Here is a 4,999-nt window from a genome sequence, read left to right on the forward strand (position 1 = left end):
CTAATAACCTATACTGTTGATTTTCAATATAAATAATTATTTCGTTTTTATTATTAAATACTATTCGTGTAATCGCTGCACCAAATACTAAAAATAACGAATTTATAGTATGATGGCTAACCAAAAATTTTTTTGTATTATCAATTGAAGATGACAAACTGTTTAATTTATCTTTTATTTTGATTAAGCGCTCTAATGCAAGCATTGCTGTTGCTGCTTTGTCTTGCATTAATTCTGGTTGGCTAAAGCTAAAATCTAACCGAATGCTGAATGATAATTTGGATATTTGTGCAGCCAAAGACGGTAAATTTTGGGAATGTTTTTGAATTTCTGTATCGAAAATACTATCTGAAATCAGAAAACATTGAGAGCTAATCTCTTTTAGCCATGTACCTTGCTGAATAAAAATATCAATCGTCTGCACCAAATCCCAAAATATTTTCCGAACCTCCCGCAGATGGTTTTCATCGTGAATCGCTTCATCCAAAAAATCATGTCCAATTTCTAAAGCAATTTCTGAAGCTATTTGTGAGAGTATATTATCATCATCACTACCATTTTGACCAAGTAAAATTAAACCAACACCTACAACACCTTTTGTCAAACGAATAGCATCAATCCGTGCAATTTCTTCATCGAGTTTTTTTAGTGTAGGTGCTAACTCACCTTTTATATGATGCAAATCTAAAATCGTGTTAGAAATTATAATTAGTTGTTTTTCAATGACATCTGAATTATGGCAATCTAATGCCATCGAACTACCAAGCATCAAAGCCTTATTAAGTATTACATCAAGGTTGTTCATACGTTAGAACTAAAATATAATATATATTAATAGTTCATACTTTTTTATACATCAACAACCGTAATAACCCTGAATAAAACGCTGTTTAGCATAAATCAATAGCCGTCAAGCACCACATTTAAAGAACAGACTTAAGCAAAACTTATCAATCAACGAAAGAATCAGGATTTATATTTGTCAACTCCTTGATCTAAGCTGGTTGACAACCGGGAGTAGCACTGGAACAAAAATGCACTATTTAATTTGACACGATATTATTGTGATTATATTTACGCAGAAAGTTTTCCGGAAAAATCCACTTTAGACATAACTTGTGTGCGTATTGAATTCGCAGCCTTCTCTGCAATTTCTTCTCTATCAGAATCAGTAAGAACTACTGCAAGTAAGGATTTTAGAGCTTCTCGGTTAGATATAAACTCTTCATTGTATAAATCATCTTGCAACAAAGTAGCTTCCAAGTGAGGTATTAGCTCAGACGAAGGGGATAGCAACCGCTCTTTAATGCGTGCCCTTGCAGTTTCTGTTGCAGAAGTTGTACCTATACCTAAATCCCATGTTTCAATTATTAGCCTGACTTCGCGGTTGAGAGATACACGCAGCGTTGATAGGCGGCCAAATAAAGGAAGGTTGAGCATTAAAGGTGGTAATGCATTACCCCAATCCAAACCAGCGCCAATAGTGCAATTTGCTTCATCTTCGATGCAAACAGCCTCTTCGAGCCATCCTTCACCAAAAAGTAAATCTATAGCTTCTTGGGTTGTTATTGACTCGTTTGCCTCAAAATTATCCTTTTGCTGTTGATGATTCATAAATTTTTACCCGCTCGAACTTTATCTTCGTCTCAATACACCATACTCAAAGTAAACTAAATTCTCATATTCTTCTTCCGAACCGCAGTTCAACATGTTTTGTTTTTCGTAAAATCCTTCAGACCTTGGTAAGGAATGCAACCCAACTCTACCTTCATACCCTAACTCAACACTTCTAATTCTTGCGAAATTTAACAGTGCTTGACCAACACCTTTGAATTGAGGTGGGCGTTGAATCTCGATTCGGTTAATGGGGGCAGTGGCAATGCCATCAATATAAACTAACCTCTTACCAATATTCAACCGAGAACCGTGCATTTGTGTTTCTATTATCATCAATCCTTGAGTTTTGTTTTCGCACTCAACTGCGTAACCTTCAAGATTTTGTTGATTGCCAATATATCTTAATTTAAATACCCAGTCCCAGTATTTATCTTCTTGACTAAATAACCTTAATTTTTCGACCCACTCATTAACATAATCATCAACATGTCTTTGTTCTAAATCAACCAAATATGCTTCAACAGTTGTATTATCAAAACCCCTTTTTAATTCGATTTTTCGCTGCACCTAAAGCTCCTAATTGTCATTATCTGCAATCACTCTATTCGGCGGGCGAGTCAGTGTAAATTCCGAAATTCTTGAAAAGAATAAAATTACTAACTTACCGGATGATAAAATCCCGTATTTTCGTTAAATTCCCACCCAATACCGGATCTATCTTTGCCCTTACACCATGCTACAAAAAGCGGTGGGGGGAGTTTAATTCGCTCCTTGCGTACACTTTCTTCACTTACACCAAGCCTCTTGGCCAAACCTTCTTCAGTTAACGGTTGCATTCTGGGAGTATGCACTTTGAATGATGAATTATTGTAGTGCGATTTCTGTCCCCGCTTTTGTTGGTTGTTGAGATAGTCTTGAATTTTAATGATCGCCTCAGCCAACTGTGTCATTCGGGCATACATCTTCTCCACTTTTTGTTCTAAATTGGCGAGATTATCAATTGCTGTAGTTTGATTGCTATTAGATTCATTTGAAAACTCTGAATCGAGCTTATCAAGTCTTTCGCAAATAGCTCTTATCATTTCATTAGTCGGACTACTGTGATTTTTATTACTTTCCACTAAGTACTTCTCTACACTTGCCTTAATCTTTGAGTCTAGGCGTTCGTCTAAATCGTTACCACCTGTTGTATCAACCTTATCTTGGGAATCGCCTACGTAGAGATCGATAAATTCGATCAGCGTGGCTGTTGCGGTCGTCCCTTTTGACTTACAACGGGCGATAAACTGCTCCCAAATCCTTTGGTCACAGTTGAAAGATGCTAGTTTTTTTGTACGCCCTGTATTGCTCATGTTCACGTGTCATCTAGGTAAACTGGGACTGGCCACGCTTATTAAATCGTGTAATTTATCATGATGAATTACCTTGATAGTATCATCGCCAAATGCCTCAGCGCATTCCTCAAGCAATGCCTTTTATGAAGAGATGCTATCGCCATTGGCGATAGCATCTCTTCATAGCGGTTACGCTGGGAGCAAATAAATATAGACATCACCCCGTAGAAATTCCAGCATCAATCTTCTTCGCCAGAGACTGAGTATTAAATATCCTCAGTGATGACGCTAATTGCTGAAAATACCCATACAGATCACTAAACCGAAAAGAAGAGCGATCGCGATCGCATTTCAGAGCCAGGAACGTGTAGAAAAAGTGTAGAAACTACATCAGCGTAGAGGAGATTTCTTCCTCTGTCCTGGAATAATCAACTTTTGGACAGCACGGCGTTTAGTTTCTTCACCGCGACGGTCATATCTGGCAGTCTGGTCACTGTTCGTGTGTCCAGCTAACCTTTGAACTGTAGAAATATCTTCACCAGCATCGAGCAGATCAGAGATGAAAGTTCTACGGAAATCGTGAGCGGAGAAATTAGTTACTCCCGCCTCTAAACCACGTTTTTGCAAGATGAACAGCACTGCTTGAGAGGTAAGTCGTCGCCGCACTATCCTTGAGCCTCTGTTGACATGACATAGTAAAGGGCCTGCCTCGTAGCCTCGAAGCGATAACCAGTCCAAGACGACAGTAAGAGCAGCATCGGGTAAGTACACAGTCCGATCTTTACCACCTTTGCCACCACGCACTTCTATTGCCCCAGTATTCTCTTCAAGGTTGCTCAAGTCTAAATTCACCACTTCAGAGCGGCGGACTCCAGAACCTCGGAGTATTGCAAATATTGCAGCATCTCTATAACCAGTGGGGGTAGGGTCATCAAAGCAAGTTTGCATCAATTGGGCGATTTCTTCTGCCGTGAGAACACGTCCCCGCAATTGCTTGGTGACTTTAACGTTGGGAATGTCTACAGCACGAGCAAAATCAACAGCATCCATTATCTCTAACCGCAAGGCTTCTTTTAAAACTCGCCGCAAAGCACACAGCACTTTGTTGACATAAGCTGGTGCATATTTTTCGCTCAACACAGAGCGGACTGCCGCCGTATGTTTGTAGCGCAGTGCTGCCCAGTTCAGGGTCATCGCATCACAACTTGAGTTGGTTAACAATCGCGCGATCGCATTGAGAGCTTGGCGCATTGTGGGGCGGGAACCAGGGGAAAGGGTTGCCAAATAGACCGCAGCCGGATGTTCGACTAGCGGGATGGGAGAAGGCAGAGCGAGAGGAGAGGGTGCGGTGTTTTCAATGGTTTGAGGCATTTACTTATCAGAACAGCAATTCTCGCTTGCTAGATTCTAATAAGTAATTGTCTCATAATTGCGTGCATGTGATGCTGACTTTACCCCTCAACAGGCAACACATCTTCAGAGAGCAAGGCATAAAATTCCGGGACTTCATCCTCGACAAGTCGCAGTTCATTCGCGGCGATCACTTCAAGTTCCAGCACCGTATCCCAGCGCAAATCCTCAACCCATCGCTTGAGAATGCCTTTAATTGCGTCCACTCCACGAGAAATACCAGAGCGAAGCATTTCCACGCAATGAAGTAGGGTAGTGCGATCGGTCGGAGGCGACTCAAATTCGGTAGTATCCTCCCCTTGGCAATGGGAGTTCCCTATAGCATTAGGGGGGGGTGTGGATACGGCCTGCTGATTGGGGTTTACACTATACGCAGCAGGGGTTTGAGCAGCGTAATAGGTTCGATTTTCTTTTTGATTACGCTTTTCCACGCGATGAGCAATTACATGCATTGCAAATTCTAATTCCTCTTTAGATAAAGAGAAAAGTTTCACCTGTTGACCCCGTTTACCCTGCTTGCGGAAAGTCAGTTTTAGCCCCAGCTGCTCTACTAAAGTGGCTAGCAACCAAATAGGTTTACAGTCTAGGGGAATAGTAAACCCAAGAATTGCTTTGACGTGAGCAGCACAATGTATAGC

General features: G+C 40.7%; 5 protein-coding genes and 1 pseudogene. All 6 read right to left on the reverse strand.

Going from position 1 to position 4,999, the window contains the following annotated elements; translation table 11 throughout:
• Positions 1-805: hypothetical protein (locus tag G1O98_RS36835; RefSeq protein WP_163939224.1), on the reverse strand; the 805-nt coding region annotated here is incomplete at its 3' end.
• A gap of 269 nt (positions 806-1,074) precedes the next feature.
• Entirely contained in the window at positions 1,075-1,614 is a 540-nt protein-coding gene (locus G1O98_RS36840; protein WP_163939226.1) for a hypothetical protein, read from the reverse strand.
• Positions 1,615-1,635: 21 nt separating this feature from the next.
• The gene (locus tag G1O98_RS36845; protein WP_163939228.1) at positions 1,636-2,184 is read right to left on the reverse strand and encodes a GNAT family N-acetyltransferase; all 549 of its coding nucleotides are present in this window, start codon (positions 2,182-2,184) and stop codon (positions 1,636-1,638) included.
• An 89-nt stretch (positions 2,185-2,273) separates the two neighbouring features.
• A complete protein-coding gene (locus tag G1O98_RS36850; protein WP_163939230.1) occupies positions 2,274-2,969 on the reverse strand; it encodes a hypothetical protein in 696 nt (231 codons plus the stop codon).
• Positions 2,970-3,341: 372 nt separating this feature from the next.
• A complete protein-coding gene (locus G1O98_RS36855; protein ID WP_163939232.1) occupies positions 3,342-4,322 on the reverse strand; it encodes a site-specific integrase in 981 nt (326 codons plus the stop codon).
• 80 nt (positions 4,323-4,402) lie between these two features.
• Positions 4,403-4,999 (reverse strand): annotated as a pseudogene (locus G1O98_RS36860) (bifunctional DNA primase/helicase); the annotation flags it as partial.

The sequence above is a fragment of the Nostoc sp. UIC 10630 genome, from assembly GCF_010747425.1.
Classification (GTDB): Bacteria; Cyanobacteriota; Cyanobacteriia; order Cyanobacteriales; family Nostocaceae; genus Nostoc.